The sequence below is a fragment of the Streptomyces sp. NPDC018045 genome (genome assembly GCF_044327445.1).
Classification (GTDB): Bacteria; Actinomycetota; Actinomycetes; order Streptomycetales; family Streptomycetaceae; genus Streptomyces.
The window spans coordinates 174,609-192,670 of sequence record NZ_JBIRFL010000002.1; the positions used below are offsets into that span (position 1 = coordinate 174,609).

Annotated in this window: 16 protein-coding genes; 4 read left to right on the plus strand and 12 right to left on the minus strand. The window is 74.0% G+C overall.

The features are described 5' to 3' along the window. Positions 1-4 precede the first annotated feature (4 nt). On the minus strand, positions 5-667 hold the full coding sequence (locus ACH4EB_RS04715; protein WP_003985651.1) for a response regulator transcription factor: 663 nt from the start codon (positions 665-667) through the stop codon (positions 5-7). A gap of 270 nt (positions 668-937) precedes the next feature. Further along, a complete protein-coding gene (locus tag ACH4EB_RS04720; RefSeq protein ID WP_398345865.1) occupies positions 938-1,594 on the minus strand; it encodes a DUF3000 domain-containing protein in 657 nt (218 codons plus the stop codon). Positions 1,595-1,696: 102 nt separating this feature from the next. Between ACH4EB_RS04720 and hemE the strand changes: the two genes are divergently transcribed. After that, entirely contained in the window at positions 1,697-2,764 is a 1,068-nt protein-coding gene (hemE, locus tag ACH4EB_RS04725; RefSeq protein WP_398345866.1) for a uroporphyrinogen decarboxylase, read from the plus strand. A 40-nt stretch (positions 2,765-2,804) separates the two neighbouring features. Here hemE and ACH4EB_RS04730 read toward each other — a convergent pair whose 3' ends face one another. Then, the gene (locus ACH4EB_RS04730) at positions 2,805-4,187 is read right to left on the minus strand and encodes an FAD-dependent oxidoreductase (RefSeq protein WP_398345867.1); all 1,383 of its coding nucleotides are present in this window, start codon (positions 4,185-4,187) and stop codon (positions 2,805-2,807) included. A 458-nt stretch (positions 4,188-4,645) separates the two neighbouring features. On the opposite strand from ACH4EB_RS04730, the gene ACH4EB_RS04735 reads away from it, so the two are divergent. Then, positions 4,646-5,155, plus strand: coding sequence for a hypothetical protein (locus ACH4EB_RS04735; RefSeq protein WP_398345868.1), 510 nt, complete (start codon positions 4,646-4,648; stop codon positions 5,153-5,155). 27 nt (positions 5,156-5,182) lie between these two features. Here the strand turns inward: ACH4EB_RS04735 and ACH4EB_RS04740 are convergent, their stop codons facing one another. Further along, positions 5,183-6,400: a thiolase family protein gene (locus tag ACH4EB_RS04740; RefSeq protein ID WP_398345869.1), complete on the minus strand. Its 1,218-nt coding sequence runs from the start codon at positions 6,398-6,400 to the stop codon at positions 5,183-5,185. A gap of 128 nt (positions 6,401-6,528) precedes the next feature. Continuing rightward, positions 6,529-7,512 carry a DUF4349 domain-containing protein gene (locus tag ACH4EB_RS04745; protein ID WP_398345870.1) on the minus strand — a complete coding sequence of 328 codons (984 nt, stop codon included), beginning with the start codon at positions 7,510-7,512 and terminating at the stop codon, positions 6,529-6,531. 129 nt (positions 7,513-7,641) lie between these two features. Here ACH4EB_RS04745 and hemG point away from each other — a divergent pair, with 129 nt between their 5' ends. Together hemG and hemQ are read left to right on the plus strand one after the other, a co-directional pair. Beyond that, entirely contained in the window at positions 7,642-9,123 is a 1,482-nt protein-coding gene (gene hemG, locus ACH4EB_RS04750; RefSeq protein WP_398345871.1) for a protoporphyrinogen oxidase, read from the plus strand. Continuing rightward, entirely contained in the window at positions 9,116-9,856 is a 741-nt protein-coding gene (hemQ, locus tag ACH4EB_RS04755; RefSeq protein WP_398345872.1) for a hydrogen peroxide-dependent heme synthase, read from the plus strand. The genes hemG and hemQ overlap by 8 nt, the downstream gene beginning before the upstream one ends. 60 nt (positions 9,857-9,916) lie before the next feature. On the opposite strand, the gene ACH4EB_RS04760 is transcribed toward hemQ, so the two are convergent. The 7 genes from ACH4EB_RS04760 to ACH4EB_RS04790 form a co-directional block, all read right to left on the minus strand. Then, on the minus strand, positions 9,917-11,566 hold the full coding sequence (locus ACH4EB_RS04760) for an alpha/beta hydrolase (RefSeq protein WP_398345873.1): 1,650 nt from the start codon (positions 11,564-11,566) through the stop codon (positions 9,917-9,919). 181 nt (positions 11,567-11,747) lie between these two features. Then, entirely contained in the window at positions 11,748-13,055 is a 1,308-nt protein-coding gene (locus ACH4EB_RS04765; protein WP_398345874.1) for a DUF1996 domain-containing protein, read from the minus strand. Positions 13,056-13,079: 24 nt separating this feature from the next. Further along, entirely contained in the window at positions 13,080-13,880 is an 801-nt protein-coding gene (locus ACH4EB_RS04770; protein WP_398345875.1) for a DUF4142 domain-containing protein, read from the minus strand. A gap of 127 nt (positions 13,881-14,007) precedes the next feature. Then, positions 14,008-14,424 carry a hypothetical protein gene (locus ACH4EB_RS04775; RefSeq protein ID WP_398345876.1) on the minus strand — a complete coding sequence of 139 codons (417 nt, stop codon included), beginning with the start codon at positions 14,422-14,424 and terminating at the stop codon, positions 14,008-14,010. Beyond that, entirely contained in the window at positions 14,346-15,389 is a 1,044-nt protein-coding gene (locus ACH4EB_RS04780; protein WP_398345877.1) for a TIGR04222 domain-containing membrane protein, read from the minus strand. Before ACH4EB_RS04780 ends, ACH4EB_RS04775 begins: the two co-directional genes overlap by 79 nt. A gap of 5 nt (positions 15,390-15,394) precedes the next feature. Continuing rightward, positions 15,395-17,089 (minus strand): DUF692 domain-containing protein, encoded by a 1,695-nt coding sequence (locus ACH4EB_RS04785; RefSeq protein WP_398345878.1) that lies wholly within the window; start codon positions 17,087-17,089, stop codon positions 15,395-15,397. 200 nt (positions 17,090-17,289) lie between these two features. After that, positions 17,290-18,042 (minus strand): LysE family transporter, encoded by a 753-nt coding sequence (locus ACH4EB_RS04790; RefSeq protein ID WP_398345879.1) that lies wholly within the window; start codon positions 18,040-18,042, stop codon positions 17,290-17,292. Positions 18,043-18,062: the final 20 nt, after the last annotated feature.

Genomic DNA, 18,062 nt, shown 5'->3' on the forward strand with positions numbered 1-18,062 from the left:
GTGATCAGTGGATGATGCCGGTACGCAGGGCCACGGCGACCATTCCGGCCCGGTCGCCGGTGCCCAGCTTGCGGGCGATGCGGGCGAGGTGGCTCTTGACGGTCAGTGCCGACAGGCCCATCGAGACGCCGATGGCCTTGTTGGACTGGCCCTCCGCAACCAGCCGCAGCACCTCGACCTCGCGTCCGGACAGTTCGCGGTAGCCGCCCGGGTGGCCGGGCGCGCCCGGGGGGCGACGGTGCATCCGGGCGGCGTTGGCGCCGATGGGTGCGGCGCCGGGGCGGCCCGGGAGGCCGAGGTTGGTGCGGGTGCCGGTGACGACGTATCCCTTGACGCCGCCGGCCAGGGCGTTGCGTACGGCGCCGATGTCGTCGGCGGCGGACAGGGCGAGGCCGTTGGGCCACCCCGCGGCCCGGGTCTCGGACAGCAGGGTCAGGCCGGAGCCGTCGGGCAGGTGGACGTCGGCAACGCAGATGTCGCGCGGGCTGCCGACGCGGGGACGGGCCTCCGCGATGGACGACGCCTCGATCACGTCACGCACGCCGAGCGCCCACAGGTGGCGGGTGACGGTGGAGCGGACGCGAGGGTCGGCCACGACGACCATGGCCGTCGGCTTGTTCGGGCGGTAGGCGACCAGGCTCGAAGGTTGCTCGAGGAGAACTGACACCGGGCCTCCTGGGGGAGTGGCGGGACGGGTGCCGACATATGGGGGCGAGTCGGAATACTCCGTCTTTGAAGGGTCACTGACCTCTTCGGCACCAAACCGGCCCGACTTTAGAGTTTGATCTCAACTTAGTTAGGTTCATTTCGGGCAAATCGGCCGCTTGATCGACTTTGGAGTGATCCGGCGGCGGAAGGTTGCCGTGAACCCGTTCGAGCGTCGCGGAGCAGGCCGGAACCTGCCGTCCCGTCAGGTGACGCGCCGTGTCCGGGCGCGTCAGCGGGCCTGCGGCCCCCGGCGCTGCGGCAGCGGTACGACCCCGCCACGCGGTGCCGGCTCCGGGCCGGCCGGCGGCAGTCCCGCCACCTGGCACAGCAGGTCGCCCCACGCGCAGAGGTGGGCCGCGAGATCCGGCACACCGCCCTGCCCCTCCTCCGGGGTCCATGAGGCGCGCATCTCGATCTGGGTCGCCGGGGCCCGGTCCGCGAGCCCGCCGAAGTAGTGCGAACTGGCTCGGGTGACCGTGCCGCTGGGCTCGCCGTACCGCACGCCGCGCGCGTCCAGCGCTCCCGTCAGCCAGGACCAGGACACCTCCGGCAGCAGCGGGTCGGAGCCCATCTCCGGCTCCAGCTCGGCGCGCGCCAGCGTCACCACGCGGAAGGTGCCCTGCCAGGCGTCGTGTCCGGCCGGGTCGTGCAGCAGCACCAGTCTCCCGTCGGCGAGATCGGTGTCCTCCCCCTCGGGGCCGGTGCCCGGCTCGACGACGGCCGCCTCCAGCGCGTACGCGTAGGGCGCGAGGCGCTTGGGCGCGGGCGTCGGCTCGATCTCGATCTCGGGACGCAGCCGTGCCGTGCGGAGCGCCTCGACCGCCTGACGGAAGGGGATGGGGACATTGTCCGCGCTGTCCGTGAGGTGTTCGTGAGCCGCAGCCATGCCCGGAAGGTTAGGCGGAAGGAGCCGCCGGGTGAGGGAGGACACCCGGTGCGCGCGTCGCCCATTCGGAGGCGCCCTCGCGCGCGTGCGAAGATTTGGTGCGTGAGCGCCAACGACCGCCCGACGGGCCAGCAGCAGACCGGTACGTACGACTCGGCCTTCCTCAAGGCCTGCCGACGGGAGCCGGTGCCGCACACCCCGGTGTGGTTCATGCGCCAGGCCGGGCGGTCGCTGCCCGAGTACCGCAAGGTCCGCGAGGGCACCGCGATGCTCGAATCCTGCATGATGCCCGAGCTGGTCACCGAGATCACCCTCCAGCCGGTCCGCCGGCACGGCGTCGACGCGGCGATCTACTTCAGCGACATCGTCGTGCCCCTGAAGGCCATCGGCATCGACCTGGACATCAAGCCGGGCGTCGGCCCGGTCGTCGAGCGGCCGATCCGTACGCGCGCCGACCTGGAGCGGTTGCGCCCGCTGGAGCCCGACGACGTCCCGTACGTCACCGAGGCCGTGCGGATGCTCGTCGGCGAGCTGGGCGGCACCCCCCTCATCGGCTTCGCCGGCGCGCCCTTCACCCTCGCCAGTTACCTCGTCGAGGGCGGCCCGTCGCGCAACCACGAGCACACCAAGGCGATGATGTACGGCGACCCGCAGCTCTGGGCCGACCTGCTGGACCGCCTGGCCGTGATCACCTCCGCCTTCCTCAAGGTGCAGATCGAGGCGGGCGCGAGCGCCGTGCAGCTCTTCGACTCCTGGGTGGGCGCGCTGGCCCCCGCCGACTACCGCCGCTCCGTCATGCCCGCCTCGGCCAAGGTTTTCGAGGCGGTGTCCGGGTACGGCGTCCCGCGTATCCACTTCGGCGTCGGTACGGGCGAGCTGCTGGGCCTGATGGGGGAGGCGGGCGCGGACGTCGTGGGCGTCGACTGGCGCGTGCCGCTGGACGAGGCGGCCCGCCGCGTCGGCCCCGGCAAGGCGCTCCAGGGCAACATCGACCCGGCGGTGCTGTTCGCGCCGCGCGAGGCCGTGGAGAGCAAGGCCCGTGAGGTGCTGGACGCCGCGGCCGGCCTGGAGGGCCACATCTTCAACCTGGGCCACGGCGTGCTGCCGACCACCGACCCGGCCGCGCTGACCCGTCTCGTGGCGTACGTCCACGAGCAGACGGCACGCTGACCGGCGGCCGGGCCGCCGGAGCCCCGGCGGCCCGGCGCGCTCAGCCGCCCGCCTGCCGTACCGCGGCCGCCGCCTTGCGGGCCGCGACCAGGACCGGGTCCCAGACGGGGGAGAACGGCGGCGCGTAGCCGAGGTCGAGCGCGGTCATCTCCTCGACCGTCAGCCGCGCCGTGAGCGCCACCGCCGCGACGTCCACCCGCTTGCCCGCGCCCTCCCGGCCGACGATCTGCACGCCGAGGAGGCGGCCGGTGCGCCGCTCGGCCATCATCTTCACGCGCATCGGGCGGGCGCCCGGGTAGTAGCCGGCGCGGCTGGTCGACTCGATGGTGACGGTCACGTACTGCAGGCCGACGGAGTCCGCCTGTTCCTCCAGCAGTCCGGTCCGGGCGATCTCCAGGTCGCAGACCTTGGAGACGGCGGTGCCGACGACGCCGGGGAAGGTCGCGTAGTCACCGGCCACGTTCGACCCGATGATCTGGCCGTGCTTGTTGGCGTGGGTGCCCAGCGCGATGTGCCGGGTCCGGCCCAGGACCAGGTCCAGCACTTCCACGCAGTCCCCGCCGGCCCACAGGTTGTCGTGCCCGCGCACCCGCATCGACAGGTCGGTGAGCAGCCCGCCCGTGTCGCCGAGCGGCAGCCCGGCCTGCTCGGCGAGGGTGGTCTCGGGCCGCACGCCCAGGCCCAGCACGACCACGTCGGCCGGGTGTTCGCCGTCGTCCTCGGTGGTCACCGCGCAGGCCCGCCCGGAATCGTCGGTGCGGATGCCGGTGACCACCGCGCCGCGCACCGTCTCGATGCCCATCCCGCACATCGCCTCGTGGACCAGTTCGCCCATGTCGGGGTCGAGGGTGGACATCGGCTGTTCGCCGCGGTCCAGGACGGTGACGTCGTAACCGCGGGTGACCAGCGCCTCGGCCATCTCGACGCCGATGTAGCCCGCGCCGACGACGACCGCCTTGGTGCCTTCGGTGGCCTGGAGGGTGTCCAGCAGCGCCTGCCCGTCGTCCAGGGTCTGCACACCGTGCACGCCGGGCGCGTCGATGCCCGGCAGCGGCGGGCGCAGCGGCCGCGCGCCGGTGGCGAGCACCAGCTTGTCGTAGCCGGTCCAGGACCCGGGGCCGCCGCCGTCCAGGTCCCGGGTGCGGACCCGGCCGCGGTCCAGGTCCAGTTCGGTGACCTCGGTCCGCATCCGCAGGTCGATGTCGCGCTCGCGGTGCTTTTCCGGCGTCCGGGCGATCAGGTCGTCCGGACCGTCGACCGTCCCGCCGACCCAGTACGGGATGCCGCAGGCGGAGTACGAGGAGAAGTGGCCGCGTTCGAAGGCGACGATCTCCAGTTCGTCGGGCTTCTTCAGCCTCCGGGCCTGCGAGGCGGCGGACATGCCCGTCGCGTCGCCGCCGATGACCACCAGTCGCTCCGCCATCGCGGATGCTCCCTTCGCCGTGTGCCGGTGTCTGTCCGTAACGGTTGCCCGCAACGGTCGCCCGTACGACTCCCTGTCCGTCGTACGGGCAGATTACGGGTCAGAACGGATGGCCGGCCGGGGTGGCGCGGAGCGTGGACCAGCGGGTCCCGGCGAAGGCGGCGAGGTTGGCCGCACCGCCGAAGCGCGCCGCCGTGCAGCCGGGGCCGGCTGTCCGGGTCGAGCGGGGGCATCGGGCAGCCTCCGGCCGGAATGAACGGTTGAGGAGCGAACCAGTTCGCCGCGTCCTCTCGGACCGATGATCAGCGGGTCCGGCGGGGCCCGGGCCCGGGCCCGGGGTCTTGCGGGCGCCGCGTGACCGGTGCACCGTCACTGACGACGGCGACGGCGACGGCGACGGCGACGGCGACGGCGACGGCGACGGCGGCGACGGGCGGACGGCCGGGAGGGGGCGTGCGGTGTCCAGGGAAGAGCTGTGGACGCGGTCGGCGGTGACCGTCGCGGCGCTGCTCGGCCTCGCGCTCAAGCTGTTCGTCCCGGACCGGATGGACATGACCGCGGTGACGCTGCTCGTCCTCGCGCTGATCCCCTGGATGTCGTCGATCCTCCAGCGGATCGACACGGTCGCCGGTGGCGTCGTACTGCGCGAGATCAAGAAGACGCAGGCCGGGCAGCAGCAGGAGATGGACCGGATGAAGTTCCTGTTCGAGCACCTCGTGCCGGGTGAGGAACTGCGGCACCTCCAGGCCCTCGCCGACGGGACCCCGCTGCCCTACGACGCGGGCGGCAGCCGCCCCCTCCTCGACGCCGAACTGCGCCGTCTCACCGGAGTGGGCTTGATCGCACGCAGACCGGGGCGCACCTTCGCGCAGATGGGGGCGGCGGGGGACGTCCGGGAGCACTTCGCCGTCACGGACGCGGGCCGGGCGTATCTGGAGATACTGAACGGTTACCGGAACCCCGGCTGAACGGCCCGCCCACCCCCCCGTGCGCCCCTACTCGCGTTCCAGTACGAGCGCCAGGCCCTGCCCCACGCCGATGCACAGCGCCGCCAGGCCCGTACCGGAGCCGCGTGCGGCGAGCTGATGGGCGACCGCGCCGGCCAGCCGGGCGCCGGACGCGCCCAGCGGGTGCCCGATCGCGAGGGCGCCGCCGCGCGGGTTCACCACGTCCGGGTCCAGGCCGGGCCACTGGGCCAGGCATCCCAACGCCTGTGCCGCGAACGCTTCGTTGAGTTCGAAGGTGGCCAGGTCCGTGACCTCGCGCCCCGCCTTGTCCAGGGCGCGCCGTACGGATTCCACCGGGCCGAGCCCGAAGAGCTGCGGCTCGATCCCGGTCACCGCACTCGCGCCGATCCGGGCGAGCGGTTCCCGGCCGGTGGCCTTCAGCCCCTCCTCGTCGACGAGGAGGAGGGCCGCGGCACCGTCGTTGAGCGGGGAGGAGTTGCCCGCCGTGACCGTGCCGTCCTCCTTGCGGAAGGCCGGGCGGAGCTTGGCCAGCGCTTCCGTGGAGGTCGAGGCGCGGATCGACTCGTCCTGCGTGAGGGGCACGTCCGGCAGCGGTACGACTTCGGAGGCGTATGCGCCCTCCTCCCAGGCGCGCGCTGCCTTGTGGTGGCTGGCGAGCGCGAAGGCGTCCTGCTGCTCGCGCTTGATGCCGTACTTGTCGGCGATCAGCTCCGCGCCCTCGCCCAGCGCGACGGTCCACTCGGGCGCCATCCGCGGGTTGACCATCCGCCAGCCCAGCGTCGAGGAGAACATCTCCTGGTGCCCGGCGGGGAAGGCCCGTTCGGGTTTCTGGAAGACGTACGGCGCGCGGCTCATCGACTCCACGCCGCCCGCCAGCACGATGTGCGCGTCCCCGAGGGCGAGGGAACGGGCGGCCTGGATGACGGCCTCCAGGCCGGAGCCGCACAGACGGTTGACCGTCACGCCGGGTACGGAGACGGGCAGCCCGGCCAGCAGCACGGCCATCCGCGCCACGTTGCGGTTGTCCTCGCCCGCCCCGTTGGCATCACCGAGGACGACGTCGTCGATCCGGGCCGGGTCGAGGTCGGGCGTGCGCTCCACGAGGGCCTTGACGACGTGGGCGGCGAGGTCGTCGGGGCGGGTGCCGGCGAGGGCGCCGCCGTACTTGCCGACGGGGGTCCGTACGGCGTCGACGATGTAGACGTCCCGGGCGCCCCAAGCGCCTCGTGCACCCTGCTCGGTCATCAGGCCCTGCCCTCGCTGTCCGCTCGAAGCCGTCCGCTGGAAGCCGTCCGCTGGAAGCCGTCCGCTGGAAGCCGTCCGCTCGAAGATCGGCGCTACCGCCCCGAGTCTTGGCCCGCCGCCCGCGGCTGTCAACGGTCCCCCGGGCCGGCACCCTCCCGCGCGGCCTCCGAGGGGGACTGCCGCGGGGGCGCCGGGGCGGTGCCGGACGGCCGCGTACGCCTCGGCAGCCGGCCCCGCAGCACCCGCCACAGCGCGTACACCAGCGCCCCGGCCGCGAGGAACGGCAGCGCCGCCCCCACCGCCACCAGCAGCCACCGCACCCCCGCCGTGAAGGCGTCCCAGCCGCCGCCGAGCGCGTCCCCGAAGGAGGTCCCCGCCGCGTCCTCCGCCGCCGCGTCCGGCTCGCGCAGCACCAGCGTCACCGTCGCCATGCCGGTCTGCTCCCGGAGCGACTTCAGGCGCGCCTGGAGGGACTCCAGTTCCGACTGGCGGCGGCTGAGTTCGGACTCCAGCGTGACGATGTCGCCGATCGAGGTGGCCCTGTCCATCAGCGCCCGCACCCGCGCCACACTGGCCTGCTGAGACTTGACGCGGCTGCCGGTGTCCACCACCTCGTCGGTGACATCCTTGGCCGAGACCTGGCGCTCCTTGAGCGTGCCCAGCCGGGAGAGCCGGTCCAGCAGGCCGTCGTACGCGTCGGGCGGCACGCGCAGCACGACCCGGGAGCGTTCCCGGTCCGCGCCGTCCCGGTCGGTGGACTCCTCGCCGACGTAGCCCCCGGCGCCCGTGGCCGCCGTACGGGCCTTGGCCAGCGCTCCCGGCACGTCCGCGGTCTCGACGGTGAGCGTCGCCGTACGGATGATCTGCGCCGTCGGCACCGGCGCGGGCTTCCCGGTCCCGCTGCCCGCCCCGGCCTTTCCGTCGGCCGGCGCCTTCGGCCCGACCATGCCCTGCTCGCCCCGCGCCGAGTTCTTGCCGTCCTCCTGCGCGCCCGCCTGCCCGGTGTCGCCCCGATGTCCGCCCGCCCCGCATCCGGCGACCGCGAGGGACGCCGCGAGCAGTGCCCCCACGGCCGCCCGCCGTGCCCCGTACGACCTGCCCGCTGTGCCCATGTCCGGTACCCCCGAAGTGGTCGGCCGCTGTTGCCACTTCGACGTGGCGGGGGAGCCGCGGGTTGCCGTCCGTGCGTCGCGATGCGGTCACGGTCCGGACTCCGGGGGGACTCTGAGAGAGTGGGGGGCATGAGCACAGCGCACACCAGTACGGGCCGCGCGCCCGGAAGTCATGTCGTCGTCATCGGTGGGGGCATCTCGGGGCTGGCGGCGGCCCACCGATTGCTCGACGGCGGGGCGCGGGTGACGGTGCTGGAAGCGTCCGGCCGGCTCGGCGGCAAGCTGTACGCCGGGCAGATCGCGGGCGTGCCGGTCGACCTCGGAGCCGAGTCGATGCTGGCCAGGCGCCCGGAAGCGGTGGAGCTGGCGCGCGCCGTGGGCCTCGGCGACCGGCTCCGGCCGCCGACCACCGCGACCGCCGCCCTCTGGACGCGCGGCGCGCTGCGGCCGATGCCCAAGGGACATGTGATGGGCGTGCCGGGCGACCTGGACCTGCTGGCCTCCTCCGGGGTGATCTCTCCCGAGGGCATGGCGCGGATCGCCGAGGACGAGACGCTGGAGCGCACGGAGACCGGCGCGGACGTGGCCGTCGGCGCGTACGTCGCCGCCCGGCTGGGCCGCGAGGTCGTGGACCGGCTCGTCGAACCACTGCTCGGGGGCGTGTACGCGGGCGACGCGTACCGCATCTCGATGCGTGCCGCCGTCCCCCAGCTCTTCGAGGCCGCGCGCGCCGAACGCTCGCTGATCGACGGCGTACGGGGCATCCAGGCGCGGACAGCGGCGCGGACCGCCGGGTCCGGCCAGGCGCAGGCACCGGTCTTCATGGGCATCGACGGCGGCGTGGGCACCCTGCCGGGCGCCGTCGCCGACGCGGTACGGGCCGCCGGCGGCGAGATCCGTACGGGCACCCCGGTCCGGGAGCTGAGGCGCACCCCCGACGGCTGGCGCGTCGTCCTGGACGGCGACGGCCCGGCGGCGCTGGACGCGGACGCCGTGGTCCTCGCGGCACCGGCGCCCGCCGCCGCCCGGCTGCTGGCCGCCGAGGCACCGGCCGCCGCCTCCGAGCTGTCCGCCGTCGAGTACGCCTCCATGGGCCTGGTGACCATGGCCTTCCGCCGCGCGGACGTGGCGCGGGCGCTGTCCGGCAGCGGCTTCCTCGTACCGCCCGTCGACGGCCGCAAGATCAAGGCATCCACCTTCGCGAGCAACAAGTGGGGCTGGCTCGCCGCCGCCGACCCGGACCTGTTCGTGCTGCGCACCTCCGTAGGGCGGTACGGCGACGAGGCCGACCTGGAGCGCGACGACGCCGACCTCGTGGAGCTGTCGCTGCGCGACCTGGGCGAGGCGGTCGGGCTGGCCGCCCGTCCCGTGGCGCAGCGGGTCACCCGCTGGGACGGCGGGCTGCCGCAGTACCCGGTCGGCCACCTGGAGCGGGTCGCCCGCATCCGGGCCGAGGCCGGCAAGCTGCCCGGCCTGCGGGTCTGCGGGGCGCTGTACGACGGCGTGGGCATCCCCGCCTGCGTCGCGTCCGCGCGCACGGCCGCGGACGACATCTTGGACACCCTGCCGCGAGCCGCCACGACGGGCGAGCGAGAATGGACCCATGACTGACGCTTCCGCCCCCGCCACCGGGGCCGCTCCCGAGAAGACCCCGAACGCCGGCAAGAAGGCGAAGGACCTCAACGAGGTCATCCGCTACACGCTCTGGTCGGTGTTCAAGCTGCGCGACGTGCTGCCCGAGGACCGCGCCGGCTACGCCGACGAGGTCGAGACGCTGTTCGCGCAGCTCGCCGCCAAGGATGTCGTGGTGCGCGGCACGTACGACGTCTCCGGCCTGCGTGCCGACGCCGACGTGATGATCTGGTGGCACTCGGAGAGCTCCGACGCGCTCCAGGAGGCGTACAACCTCTTCCGCCGCACCAAGCTGGGGCGCGCGCTGGAGCCGGTCTGGTCGAACATGGCGCTGCACCGCCCGGCCGAGTTCAACAAGTCGCACATCCCGGCCTTCCTGGCCGACGAGGTCGCCCGCGACTACGTGAGCGTCTACCCGTTCGTGCGCTCCTACGACTGGTACCTGCTCCCCGACGAGGACCGCCGCCGGATGCTCGCCGACCACGGCAAGATGGCCCGCGGCTTCCCGGACGTGCGCGCCAACACCGTGCCGTCCTTCTCGCTGGGCGACTACGAGTGGATGCTCGCCTTCGAGGCCGACGAGCTGTACCGCATCGTCGACCTCATGCGTCACCTGCGCGGCTCCGAGGCGCGGATGCACGTCCGCGAGGAGGTGCCGTTCTACACCGGGCGCCGCAAGCCGGTCGCCGAGCTGGTCGCCGGACTGGCCTGAGACGGCGCGACAGGCCGGGCGGGCACCCGGCCTGTCGCGGAACGGTCCTGGGGCGCGGCGCTACTCGGCGCCGCGCTTCTTGGCGCCGTGCTTCGTGACGGGCATGACCGGCCTGGGCTCCGGGCGCGGCCCGCAGAACGTGTCCCGGGCCGGGGTCCGCCCGGTCAGCAGATAGCGCTCCACATGCGCGTTGGCGCAGGCGTTCGTGCCGAACGAGACACCGTGCGTCCCCGCGCCGCGCTCGGTCACCAGCGCCGAGCCGGGCAGCCGGCGCCGCAGCTCGACCGCGCCGGAGTGCGGCGTGGCGCCGTCCCGCTCGGCGGCCAGCAGCAGCACCGGCGGCAGCGCGCCCGGCGCGGTCCGCACGTCGACCGGGCGGTGCGGCGCGCCCGCCTGCGGAAGGGCCACGTCGGTCACCTCCTCCGCGTACCGCTGCGGGTCCTGGACCACGCCCCTCGGCGCGTGGCGCGGCCAGAAGGCGCACGGCAGGTTCATCCAGGCGTTGTCCCACGTCTCGAACGGGGCGACGCGTGCGCTCGCGGTGTTGTCCCGGTCCCAGACCCGCAGGTCACGCGGCCACAGTCCGTCGTTGCACTCCACCGCCGTGTAGACCGCGTTGCCGTTCTCGTCCGCCTTCTCGCCGCCCGGCAGCGGCGCGGCCTGCTTGAGCAGCAGCCTGGGGTCGCCCTTGGCGTACGTGGCGAGCGCCGCGGCGCGCCCCGGCCAGTACGCGTCGTTGTAGCCCGTCTTGAGGAAGGCCGCCTGAAGCTGCGCCGACCCCACCTTGCCGCCCAGAGGGGTGCGGCCCAGCCGGTCCCGTACGGCGTCGTACGTGCGCAGCACCGCCTGCGGTGTCGAACCCAGGTGGTACACCTTGTGGTGCTTGGCCACCCAGCGGGCCCAGTCCTGCCAGCGGCGTTCGAAGCCGGTGTTCTGGTCGAGGTTGTTGCGGTACCAGACCTGCCGGGGGTCGGGGTTGACGACGCTGTCGAAGACCATCCGGCGGACGTGTCCGGGGAAGAGTGTCGCGTACACGGCCCCGAAGTAGGTGCCGTAGGAGGCGCCCATGTACGTGAGCTTCTTCTCGCCCAGCGCGGCACGCAGCATGTCCAGGTCGCGGGCGTTGTTGGCGGACGTGTAGTGGCGCAGTGCGGGCCCCGCGTTGCGCGCGCAGCCCTGGGCGTACGCCTTCGCCTCGGCGGCCTTCTTCCGCTTGAACGCCTCCGAGGGGTGCCGTGGGCTCGCGCTCGGGATCCTGGCGAACTCGGCCGGGTCCTGGCAGGACAGCGGCGCCGAGCGCCCGACACCGCGCGGCGCGTATCCGATGAAGTCGTACGCCCGCGCCGTCTTCCGCCAGCGTTCCACCTTCCCGTACAGCGGGAAGTTCATGCTGGACGCCCCCGGGCCGCCCGGGTTGAAGACGAGCGCGCCCTGGCGCTCCTTGGGGGAGCCGGTGGCGCGGGCCCGGCTCACGGTCAGGGTGATCTTCTTGTCCCCGGGGTGGGCGTAGTCCAGCGGGACGGTCAGCCGGCCGCACTCCACACCGGCCGGCAGGTGCTCCTCGGGAGCGCAGCGGCCGAAGGCGATGCGGGGCGGTGCGGGCGCCGGGGCCTCGGCCGTGTCCGGCAGGGCGGTCCCGCCCGCGGGGACGGCGACGAGTGCGGTCAGGACCAGCGACCCGAGGGTGCCGTACAGCGCTACTGCTTTCACAAGCCGTCCCTTCGTATGGAGGCGCCCGGTGCGCATACAAAAGGGATAGTTGAGGCGAGGGTTGGGCTTGTAAAGCACCGCGCTCCGGTGTCGGGAGCTATGCCCCCAACGAGTGGAGCGCGGTGTGGGCGTCACGGCCGTTCGGCTCGTACGGCCATGCGTGGACCCGGTCCCGTGTTCCTCACCGGCAGCGGCGGCCGGAGTTGATGCACTGCACCGCGCGCGCCATCAGGTCGCGCGGCATGAAGTTGGCGAAGTCGGCGTGGTCGGTGACCGGCTTGCGCAGTTGTTCGGGGAAGCTGTCGAGGGCGAAGGCACGGGGCCGGGGCGGCACGGCGTAGGTCAGCCGCATCTGGAGCTGCGGCACGGCCTTCGTACCGGTGGGGCAGCGGCCCGAGGCCCGGTCGGGGAAGACGAGATGGGTGCGGTGGTCGGCGCTGTCGTTGTTCGTCCCGTCCCAGCAGCTCGGGAAGTCCAGGAGGCGTACGGCCTGGCTGCCGCCGGGGCACAGCGGGTACTTGTCGGTCAGGCGACGGTTCTCGAAGCCCGTGCAGGTCCACTGCGCCCGCGCGTTGGCGGTGCCGTTGGTGAACGCCTTCGCGTCGCCCGTGATGGCGCGCAGGCCCTCGGGCATGGCGGCGACCTTGCCCGCCGGGCTGCCGCGGAAGGTCAGCGAGACCGAACGGGGCGTCAGCACCTGCCCCACGTTCCCGTCCGCCGGGTCCTGTCCGTTGCCGCTGCTCGGCCCGTCCTGCCCGCTCAGGCGGCGCAGCACGGGCCAGAAGTACGTCGACTTGTCGCCCCGGTCGCAGGTGGTGCCGGCCGCGCGCAGCGAGTCGTCGGTGGAGAAGGCGTCCGTGGAGCGGTTGCCGACGTAGTCGTGGAGGTGGTGGGCGCCGTTGGCGACACCGGGAGTGACGATGAAGTTGTCCGGGTTGTGGTGCCGGTTCTCGTTGCGGCCGCAGTTGCTGGTGAAGGTGCCGGTGGACGCGTCGCGGCCGTCGCGCGGGGGCCGCGGGCCGGGGCGTACGGAGCGGATGTCGACGAAGTCACCGGCCGCGGGGACGCTTTGACCGGCGGCGGAGGAGCCGCCGGAGCCTGCGGGGGCGCTCGATCCGGCGGGAGCGGCGGCTTCGTCGGGGGCGTCGACAGGGGTGTTCGACGAGCCGGTGGAACCCGTGGCGGGGGCGTTCGCGGAGGCGTTGTCAGTGGGCTGTGTCACGCTGGGTGACGATGGTGAAGCCGACGAACCGGCGGGCGCGGAGCCGGACGGGGGAGTGACGTGATGAGCCGAGGCATTTCCGGTCACGGAGGCGAAGGTGCCGGCCGAGCCGAGCACGGCGAGCAGGGCGATCAGCACGAGGTGCTTGGCGCCGAGCCGGCGCCGGTGCCGCGGCGGCTGCGGGGTGGGCGGCGAGGGCCGCGGTGGTGGCGAAGGGCGGGGCGGCCGCGGGGGCTCGGGGTGTCCGGAGCGACGGTGGTCGGGCATGGGCGATCACTTCTTCTCGTTCTCTCAGGGGTGTTGACGCCGGTCGCCGGAGGGCTCGGTGCCAGCCGGGGCCCGGGTGGCACCTCCGGTGGCGGTGGCGGGTGGCGTCGCGGGCGGAGGCAGCGAATACGTCGCTGACGGTGTGACGGGCGTCGGCGACGCGGCGGGTGCCGCGTCGAGGGACGGCGGCGGGGCCGACGGGCTCGGCGGCGGAGAGGAGGTGGCCGCGTCCTCGGCGATCGCGTCGAAGTCGACGAATCCGGTGCGTTCCAGCATGGAGATGTGGTCCAGGACGGTCCGGTTGGCGTCGTCGGCCAGGCTGCGGACGAGCGAGTTGCGGGTGCTCGCGCGCACCTGCGCGACGACGGTGAAGACCTTTCCGTGCGCCAGCCGCAGAATGTTCGCGAACTTGCGGTCGTACGCGGCCCCGCGCGCGGCGCCCAGTTCCGACAGCCACTGCCGCTGCTGGGCGTTGGGCCGGTCGGGCAGCCCGAGGCCGAGCTGCGCCGCCACCTCGCGTACGTGCCGGTCGAGCGCGGCGTGGCCGTCGACGAGATGGTCCCCGGCCTCCCGTACGGCCGGCACGGTCCCGCGCTGCTGGGCCTGCTGGCCCGCGGGCAGCTCCCACAGACCCGCCAGCCGTACGCGGTTGACGAAGTCCCGGTCCAGCGCGGACAGCGGGCCGAACGACGTGGCGACGGTCTGGGTGTTGACGTCCCCACCCACGCCCGGCCGGTCGGCGAACGACCAGATCGGAAAGAGCAGCGCGGCGAGTGTCGCGGCGAGCGCGGCGACGACGAGGCCGGTGCCGGTTACGGATCGCATGGTGCCTCCTGATGCGGCACCGCACGCTAGTGCGCCCTGCGCCGGCCCCGTCCCCCGTTCGGGGAAGCCCCGTCAACGCCCCCTGGCCGCTGATACGTTGACCGGTTGCCCAGGGGCGCCAGGCGTTTCAGGCGCTCCGGGGGTGCGGGGTGAAGCGTTTGGTGGGGAGGCGGGCTGCGTTGGGGAGGGGGAGTGGGCGGGGGTGGTTGGGTGTGCCGGGGAGGTCGGGTGCGCTGGGGTGGTTGGGCGTGCCGGGGTGGTTGGGCGTGCCGGGGTGGTTGCGCACACTAGGGAGACTGGGTGCGCTGGGGTGGTTGGGCATGCTGGGGATGCTGGGCACGCCAGGGGGACTGGGTGTGCTGAGGCCGTTGGGCGTGCCGGGGTGGCCGGGAGCGGCGGAGGTGCTGGGGAAGCCGGGGTTGCCGGGGGCGTCGGTGGTGTTGGGCGCCGGCGGTGCTCCGTGGCTCAGCCGCTGCCGCAGCCGCCGCCACCGCAGGAAGAGGAGGAGCTGCTGCCGCAGCTCGATCCCGAGCTGCTGCCGCACGACGAACCGCTGCCGCAGCCCGACCCGGAGCTTCCGCCACACGACGAACTGCCGCAGCCCGATCCCGCCCCCGACCCACACCAGGACGTGTCCGCGCTGCCGTCCGGCACGTTCCAGCCGCAGCTCGCGTTCGACGCGGTGGTCGTGGTGCCGGCCGAGGACCCGCCGGAGTACGCCCCGGCGGAGGCGCCCGCCATCGAGCGCTGCGCCTCCGAGAGGTGGTCGCGCAGCACGTCGTCCACCAGCAGCGTGGTGCCGCCGAGCGCCACGAGCAGTGCGGCGGACTGGGCCGGGTCACTCACCAGGTCCGCCTTGTGCACCGTACGGAACGCCCGCACGGCCGCGGTGCCGGCCCGGGTGACCCGCTGGGCCAGCACCTTCCGGCACACCACGCCGGTCACGGTGCCGAGGAGGGCCGCGGGCAGGATCCGGACCACGAAGGGGGCGCCCCCGCCCCCGCCCCCGTCGATGAGGGCTCCGTTGAGGGTGAAGAGGAGGGCGAGCAGGGTGCCCACCACACAGCCGCCGGTCTGCCAGACGGCGAAGAGACGCCAGGGGCGGCCGGCGCGCGGGTGCCGCATCAGACCGCGCTTCGCGAGCCGGTCGCCGACGGCCTGGACGGCGGGGGCCCGCATGACATGGCGGCGCAGGGTGTCCAGCGCGCCGTCCGGGATCCGCGCCAGCGAGTCCAGCACGGCCGTCTCGACCGGGTCGTACGCCACCGCCTGCCGCACGGACACCACACCGGGTCCGCCCACGGCGATGCGGCCGTCCTGGTGCATGCCGGCTATCGCGGCGTCCGCCACCCGGGCCGGGCCGCCGGTGAGAAAGGCGATCTCCCGGAGTTCGTATGCGGACGCCCTGCGGTACTTGGGCCGGGGCGTCGCCCGGACGACGCGGACGGTATGGACGACGAGCAGCAGCGAGGAGGCGGCCACCATCAGGGTCACGAGAAGAGCGGTCATGTCCGTCACCTCCGGTGCAGAGCGAGTCGTATGGCGCGGGCGAGGCGGTTCACCGGACCGCCCGGCGGTTTGGGCCGCGCGCGGTCCCGCCACCACTGCGTCAGCCGGCGGCGGGCCTCCGGGTCGGTGGGACGGCCGTCTGCCAGCAGGTGGACGGCGAAGTCCATGGCGTCCTGGCGGTAGCCGTGACGCATGGGCCGGTGGCGCGCGTAGCCGAGGAAGGCGGTCCGGTAGTCCTCGCCGACGATGTCCGGTAGCTCCGGCGCGATCTTGGCCACGACGGAGGCCCGCTTGGCGGCCAGGGCCCGGCTCTGGACGAGCAGCCGCCGCCGGTCGAAGCCCTCCGGCGCCGGCGTCCCGGCGACCAGCGCGGAGAGCAGCGCGGCCTGCCCGACCGCCAGCCGCTGACGTGCGGAGTCGGTGGTGGTGGACGGGGTGACGGCCGGGGTGACGGCCGGGGTGGTGGTGGCCGTCGGGGCGGCGACCGGCTGGGGGGCCGGGGCGGTGGTGGCCTGGAGGGCCGGGCCGGTGACAGCCGGGGTGGTGGCCGTTGGTGCGGTGGTCGTCGTGGTCGTGATCGTCTTGGTGGTGGCCGCGGCGGTGCTGGGGGCGCCGTCCGGTGCGGGGCCCGGGTGCGGCGACGGAACCGCCGAAACCGTGCCGCGCGACTGGGTTGTGCCGTACGACTGGGCTGAGCCGAGCGACTGGGGTGTGCCGTACGACTGGGCCGTGCCGTGCGATTGGGCTGTGCCGCGCGGCCGGGCTGCGTCGTGTGCTGGGGCGGTGTCGTGCGGCCGGGCCGTTCCGGGTGTCCGAGAGGGGCCGGCCGCCTGGCACGGCCCGGCCGTCCGACGCGGTGTCGGTGTCGGCGGGGTGGGGGCGTTCTTCAGGACGGTGCGGATCGTGTCGAGTTCGGCGGCGAGTTCACCGGTCGCCGGGAAGTCCTCGTCGCGCTCCAGCAGGACGCCGGGTGGGCTGACGCGGGCGCAGAGTTCGGCCAGCACGTCCAGGACGGGCCGGGTCACCGGGTGGGCGTGGGTGTCGTGCCAGACCCCGTCCCGCTCGATCCCGCCCGCCACGTGCACGTACGCGATGGCCTCGACCGGCAGTTCGTCCAGTGCCGTGGCCGGGTCCTCGTTCCGGTTCACATGATTGGTGTGGAGGTTGGCGACGTCGATGAGCAGCCGTACGCCGGTGCGCTCGACCAGTTCGGCGAGGAACTGTCCCTCGGTCATCTCCTCGCCGGGCCAGTTGACCAGCGCCGCGATGTTCTCCACGGCGAGCGGCACGGGCAGCGCGTCCTGCGCGATCCGGACGTTCTCGCAGAGCACGTCCAGCGCGTCGCGGGTGCGGGGCACGGGCAGCAGGTGCCCCGCCTCCATCGCGGGCGAGGCGGTCAGCGGGCCCCCGGCCCGTACGAACGCGATGTGCTCGGTGACCAGCGGCGCGCCGAGTGCCTCGGCCCGTTCGGCGAGCGCGGTCAGCCGGCCCGCGTCCGGGCGTTCGGCGCCGCCGAGTCCGAGCGAGACGCCGTGGGGGATCACGGTCGTGCCGCGTTCGCGCAGGGCCTGCAAGGCAGGTGGGAGATGGCCGGGGCAGATGTTCTCGGCGACGACCTCCACCCAGTCCACGCCGGGCAGCTCGGCCACTCCGTCGGCGATCTCGGGCCGCCAGCCGATGCCGGTACCGAGATGTTCCATGGTTCCCCCTCCCACTCGTGCACCCCCATGGTGTCGGGTACTCATCGCCCCGCCGGTGCCGGGCCAACCCCGCCGGGCGCGGGTTCAGAGCATGATTTGAGCTTGCGACGGGCCGCGCTGCGCCCGGCGACTGTGCCCCGCCCGGCGACTGCGGCGGCCGGGCGGTTCGGCGACTGCTGCGGCCGGGCGGCCCGTGCGGTTCAGCGGGCGGTCTCGACGCCGACCGCGGCGCCCAGCGCGAGCAGGACGCCGCCGGTGGCCTGGTCCATGCGCCGACGGACGCGGGGGCGCTGGAAGAAGGCACGGGCCCGGTGCACCGCCAGGGCGATCCCGCCGAGCCAGCCGAGCCCCAGCGCGGCATGCACGGCGACCAGCAGCAGCGTCGTCGCCACGACCGGTGCGCCGTGCGGGATGAACTGCGGCAGCAGGGACATGTACACGACCCCGACCTTGGGGTTCAGGACGTTCGTCAGCAGACCGGTGCGGAACGCCTGGAACGGCGACTGCCGATCGGCCGGGCCGGCACCGGCGGCGGGGCCGGAGACAGCGGCCGGTTCGGTGGCCACGGCCGGGTTGGTGGCAGCGGCCGGGCCGGGGCCAGTGGCCGGGCCGATGGCGGAGGTGCCCGCCGTGGCAGGACCCTCGGCGTCGCGCGCGGCCTTCGAGGAGCGGCGGGCGCTGCGCAGTGCCTGGAAGCCCAGCCACATCAGATACAGCGCGCCGGCGATACGCAGCGCGTCGTACGCCGTCTGCGACGCCGACAGCATGGCGGTCAGCCCGGCGGCTCCGGCCAGCCCCCACACGAAGCAGCCCGCGGCTATGCCGAGCGCGGAGCACAGCGCCGACCGCCGCCCCGAGCCGAGAGACGTCCGCAGCACCACGGCGAAGTCCGGGCCCGGTGAGACGGTCAGCAGGACAGCCACCGCGGTGAAACCAAGGAGAGAGGAGAACACAGGACGTAACCGTACGTCGT

What these genes read in the sequence shown, in the direction of transcription:
- hemQ (WP_398345872.1), top strand. Translation starts at nt 9,116, where the DNA reads ATGACTGACGCTTCCGCCCCCGCCACCGGGGCCGCTCCCGAGAAGACC.
- ACH4EB_RS04780 (WP_398345877.1), bottom strand. Translation starts at nt 15,389, where the DNA reads ATGACCGCTCTTCTCGTGACCCTGATGGTGGCCGCCTCCTCGCTGCTG.
- ACH4EB_RS04770 (WP_398345875.1), bottom strand. Translation starts at nt 13,880, where the DNA reads ATGCGATCCGTAACCGGCACCGGCCTCGTCGTCGCCGCGCTCGCCGCG.
- ACH4EB_RS04765 (WP_398345874.1), bottom strand. Translation starts at nt 13,055, where the DNA reads ATGCCCGACCACCGTCGCTCCGGACACCCCGAGCCCCCGCGGCCGCCC.
- ACH4EB_RS04740 (WP_398345869.1), bottom strand. Translation starts at nt 6,400, where the DNA reads ATGACCGAGCAGGGTGCACGAGGCGCTTGGGGCGCCCGGGACGTCTAC.
- ACH4EB_RS04785 (WP_398345878.1), bottom strand. Translation starts at nt 17,089, where the DNA reads ATGGAACATCTCGGTACCGGCATCGGCTGGCGGCCCGAGATCGCCGAC.
- ACH4EB_RS04720 (WP_398345865.1), bottom strand. Translation starts at nt 1,594, where the DNA reads ATGGCTGCGGCTCACGAACACCTCACGGACAGCGCGGACAATGTCCCC.
- hemG (WP_398345871.1), top strand. Translation starts at nt 7,642, where the DNA reads ATGAGCACAGCGCACACCAGTACGGGCCGCGCGCCCGGAAGTCATGTC.
- ACH4EB_RS04730 (WP_398345867.1), bottom strand. Translation starts at nt 4,187, where the DNA reads ATGGCGGAGCGACTGGTGGTCATCGGCGGCGACGCGACGGGCATGTCC.
- ACH4EB_RS04745 (WP_398345870.1), bottom strand. Translation starts at nt 7,512, where the DNA reads ATGGGCACAGCGGGCAGGTCGTACGGGGCACGGCGGGCGGCCGTGGGG.